Annotated in this window: 4 protein-coding genes; 1 reads left to right on the plus strand and 3 read right to left on the minus strand. The window is 45.6% G+C overall.

All coding sequences use genetic code 11. The features are described 5' to 3' along the window. Window positions 1-184: 184 nt before the first annotated feature. Both H6F50_RS25345 and H6F50_RS25350 read right to left on the minus strand, forming a co-directional pair. Window positions 185-1,333 (minus strand): acyl-CoA dehydrogenase family protein, encoded by a 1,149-nt coding sequence (locus H6F50_RS25345; RefSeq protein WP_190430828.1) that lies wholly within the window; start codon window positions 1,331-1,333, stop codon window positions 185-187. 24 nt (window positions 1,334-1,357) lie between these two features. After that, the gene (locus H6F50_RS25350) at window positions 1,358-1,678 is read right to left on the minus strand and encodes a nucleoside triphosphate pyrophosphohydrolase (RefSeq protein ID WP_190430829.1); all 321 of its coding nucleotides are present in this window, start codon (window positions 1,676-1,678) and stop codon (window positions 1,358-1,360) included. A gap of 15 nt (window positions 1,679-1,693) precedes the next feature. Between H6F50_RS25350 and H6F50_RS25355 the strand changes: the two genes are divergently transcribed. Next, on the plus strand, window positions 1,694-2,266 hold the full coding sequence (locus H6F50_RS25355; RefSeq protein ID WP_190430830.1) for a hypothetical protein: 573 nt from the start codon (window positions 1,694-1,696) through the stop codon (window positions 2,264-2,266). A gap of 129 nt (window positions 2,267-2,395) precedes the next feature. Here H6F50_RS25355 and H6F50_RS25360 read toward each other — a convergent pair. Next, window positions 2,396-4,468: DNA phosphorothioation-associated putative methyltransferase (locus H6F50_RS25360; RefSeq protein WP_190430831.1), on the minus strand; the 2,073-nt coding region annotated here is incomplete at its 5' end.

The following is a 4,468-nucleotide window of genomic DNA, read 5'->3' on the forward strand; positions in this document are numbered from 1 at the left end:
TGATGCCTGCCACGATGCCTAAATGATCGATATCTTTGACTTGGATGTTGGTGGGCTGTTGAGTCATTGCTTAAAAATACCTCTGACTCTACCAGCAACCTGCGGAATCTGGGGAGTAAGGTTTCATTCTACCTGTTCATGCACTGACCTCAATGTACTCTATATACCTGCAATCTGCTGTAGATTAATCGGATGAGGAATAAGTTTCAAGTTGCTGTTTCTCGTTCCCAGGCTGAGCCTCCTCAGAGCTGAGATAAAGTGCGGATTCTGAACGCACCAACCTGTTGAGCGTCGCCTCCATTACAGCCGTAGTTTGACCGGAAACAGTAAACACGAGTGCCTCGCGGTAAACTCGCTGTGCTGCGTGGTGGCTGTAGTTGGCGGCACCACGGGAAACGGTAACGGCAGCATGGGCACACCGCACAGCTAAATCAATTGCCCAAGCTCGGATTTGCAGACGATCTGCAAAGGGTTTAGGGGGATGTCTGATGGCAGTGCTACAGGCGGTGAGTTCCCGGTTGAGTGACTTAAAAGCTTTGGAAATAAAGGCGTTTGGCTTGGTTAGAGCGGCAGCTTCCAGAATATCAAGTCCAGCTCTAGCGCATCCCAAAGCAAAAAAGCCTTGGTGAAGGACATTCTTCAAATCGTTTTCGTGAATCCAACCCGCAGGCTTGATAGAGACAACACGCTCTTGAGGCAAAAACCAACTGGTAAGATTTGCAGTGACGGTATTGGTTGAGGTCATTGCTGCCAGTTGCATTGGCTGGGTAAATGTAATTGCACCCCCCCTCTCCCGATCCCTCGCAACAAAGGGCACAATGCCAAAGACTGCGCCCCCATCGGGGAGTGTTGCGGCGACAATAAACTCTTGAAACAAGCCCCAGCCCGTAACCCAAGGCACTTGTCCCTCTAGATGATATCCCCCTTCTACCGGAAAGGCTTTCACAGTTGGGTCGCCCTGCCGCCGCAATTGAGAGAAGCCGACGCCGACTAAAATATCCCCGTTACTCATATGGGGAAGATACTGGCATTTAAGAGAAGAATTTTTGCTAGCAGCCAGCATCCCGCCAGCACTTTGATGTTGAGCCTGCAAAAATGCCAAAGCGCCGGAGTATCTTGCGATTAGCTCTTGAAAAGTCCGAAAAGTCTGTTCGTTGACTTCGGAACCACCCCACTCTTGGGGAACTCGCAATGCCAGTAAAGAACGTTCGCCAAGTCCTTTAAGCGCCTCTCGTAGGGCTTCTGAGCTGCTATCTATCTGTGTGGCTAATGGTGCAACCGATTTTCTTAGATAAGACTCGGCGATATCTAGCAGGTGTAGCGGGTTATCCATACCTCTACCGTATCGACTTCGCGGCTACTGAGTCCACAATAATCGAAGGCGCTGGTCAAAGCCACCTCGATCTGAACGTCGTTTTTCTTGTTCTGCCAAAATTGAGGAACGCTCTATTTGACAAGCTGCACACAAGGCATCGATGACTTCGTATAGGTCAGCGAGTTCTTTCACTAAGTCTTGAGCAGTAGCTTCAGCGGCTTCTTGAGCTTCTTCGATGAGTTTGTCTCGCAATGCTTGGTGATATTCTGCCTCTGACATTACCTGGACTTTGCACTCTCGTCCTGCTTGATGAATGATTTCGGGAATGCGATCGCGTACCAGCTTATTGTACTCTTGATGCACTATAGTTCCTCAACTATGAAAGAAGTTTCCCTAGGAAAATACCTTACTTTAGAGGATTTTTGCACCTGTACCCAGACTTATCAAAAGTACGCATCTAAAATTTATCCATTTCCCCAAAATCCAGAAGAAACGCTGCCTGCATTACAAAAGCTAAATCAACTTATCTTGGATCCAATTATTGACTATTTCGGCGTTCATAATTTCCGCCTAACTTATGGCTTTTGTTCCAAGCACTTAAAAAGATACCTAGATAAAAAAGACCCAGAAACAGGTCATAAAAATGGTCGAGTTGCGCCGGAACTCGACCAGCATATGGCGCATGAAATGAACAAGAATGGTAAGTATTACTGTAAACGACTAGGCGCTGCTTGCGATTTTTTGATCGTTAGTTCAGGTAGCGATCGCGTTATCGATTGGATATTAAGTCAAAAATTACCATTTGATTCTCTATACTTTTATGGAGTAGATAAACCAATTCATATCAGTTATGGTTTTCAACACAAGAGAGACATCAGAACCTTCACAGCATCGGGGCAACCAACACAAAAGGGAATTGAACATTGGATTCAGTTAGCAAAAGAATTGTGAAGCTACTTTGAATTGAATTTCATGAACTTTTTAGCTACAAAGTTATGCCTAGGAAACCGCAAAGGTACCCCCAGGAAAAAATACAAAAATCTTTGCGTACCTCAGAGTTAACCTTTGCGCTCTTTGCGTTTAAAAAGATATTACTTTTGTATTTTTCCTTTTTTCACGAACTGCTGTTAATTCTTGAACCCGAATCGGGTCAGAGTCTTTACGCCAGCAAAGACAGTAATCTTCTATTTCTAGGCAGTTTGCCTTTAAGCATCGTTGCCAATTTCTAAGGGTTTTAATAGTCCGTTCATCATTTAAAAGTCCCCAGTCTTCTTCCTGTTGAGTGAGCCGGGAAAACTTTTCATAATTCGGATAATCGGGGGTGATAACAGTTTCTTTTCGATGCAAGATTGGTGGATTAACATCATCTTCGTAATCCCGATAGCTGACGCTCAAATCTCTCAGATCGATTTGCATACTGGTGTGCAGGACTGGATGAGGCTCAGTATCGAAATTGGGGTAGAACAAATATGAAATTTTTGGTTTATAGGTGTGAAATTTAATTAGTGTGGCTTCATCCATGCGTCCAATTGTACGGCTAGCACAGCCTTCGTAGAGGCGCAGCAACGGGTCGAGTTCGGAAAAAGCTGAAACATGAACGATGAAGGAGCTAGGATAGAGAGGCGCGTATTTAAAACCACTGTTACAGCCAACAAAGCTTTGTATACAACACTGAGCAATTACACCGGGATCGCCTAGACTAAATAGCATTTCCTCCGCTAATTCCCAGGCTTCTTCGTAGTTACCGAATAAAGATTTGATATCGTTACGGACTTCTGGAGAGATTTGTTTGAGCTTCAGATGATTGAACTTACCTAGTGCGAGATAAACTAAAAGGTCTAAGCGGCGTTTTTGAGCGATCGCATCCCACTCTTTTTGGTCGGTTGCTTGTAAAATGACCTGGAAGGCACGGCGAAAACCGCCAAATTCAGCCCTCAAATTTTCTAATTCTGGTTTTTCATTTTTGACTGGCAGACGACCGCGTTCTGTGACAAAAGCCATCAGCGGTGCCAGCATTTCCTGATAATCTTCAAATCGCTTGATATTGGCACGCACTCTGGGAGTTGTGGCGCGGGAACGAAAGCGAGAGGCGCGGTAAGCTTCGGCAAGGCTTTCATCTCGGAAAACAAAGTAAATGCCAAGTGCAACTGGCACTGCATTAACATTCAGAACTTGGTCAATATAAATTTTAAGTTCTTCCTGTTCGTAGTATTTCTGAAAAGTATTGCGGCGAGTAATTACCCCATCGCCGTAGGCAACTTGACCCGCGCCTCGGTCATCAATTAAAACCAGTGCGGCAACAATCAGGACTTTTCCTGTTAACTCCCAGGCGTTTAATAATGCTTCTCGACGCTCATCTGTACGTTCAATGACATTGATAATATAGCCGAGATTGACAATATCAGCGGTGGTGCGAGGGGTGTCCGGAGAGTAATACGGGTCCCAGCCAGCACTGGTATAGCCCTTTTCCGCTATGTGCTGAATATCGCTTCCGTAGCCACAACCATAATCAAAGAAAGTGCTATCTTCACTAAATAAGCCAGCTTCTAAAGCGAGACGCACGGGACGGGACAGATTTTTACGAGCAATTGCAGCTTTGTGACGCTCTATTTTAGGAAGTGTTAAATGTAGAGAGGTTGGATGTAAGTTCTCTTCAGTTTTCCGCCGAATAACTTGATGACCCTGGATTTCGACACCATAATCTTGTAAGCATTCCAACCAACCCCGAAGCGTTCCAATGCCACGGGTTTTGTCTAAAAGCCGCAATTTTTCTTCTTGCCGAGTGAGGTTGGCGAATTTTTCGTAGTGGGGATAATCGGGAGTGACAAAGGTTTCCTTGCGGTGGAGAACCGGGGGATTGTCGCTGGTACTGTAGTCTCGGTAAGTTGAACTCCCGTCGCGAACATCAATCTGGATGCTAGCTTGTAAAGCGGGATGCGGGTCGAGATCAAAGTCAGGATAGAACAAGTAAGAGATTTTAGGCTGCTCGATGTTGAATTTAATTAAGGTAGCGCCATCAATACGTCCTACCGTTCGTCTGGCATAGCCCTCGTAGAGCCTCAGCAGAGGGTCGAGTTGAGAAAGTGCTGACACATGAACGTAGAGGGCACCCGGCAGCAATTTACCGATGGGGCTTTGTTGGCAGCAGTTGAC

This window comes from Coleofasciculus sp. FACHB-712 (assembly GCF_014695635.1).
Lineage (GTDB): Bacteria > Cyanobacteriota > Cyanobacteriia > Cyanobacteriales > FACHB-T130 > FACHB-T130.

Bases quoted from the DNA above. Each gene is read 5' to 3' on its own strand.
- H6F50_RS25355 (WP_190430830.1), top strand. From the start codon at position 1,694: ATGAAAGAAGTTTCCCTAGGAAAATACCTTACTTTAGAGGATTTTTGC.
- H6F50_RS25345 (WP_190430828.1), bottom strand. From the start codon at position 1,333: ATGGATAACCCGCTACACCTGCTAGATATCGCCGAGTCTTATCTAAGA.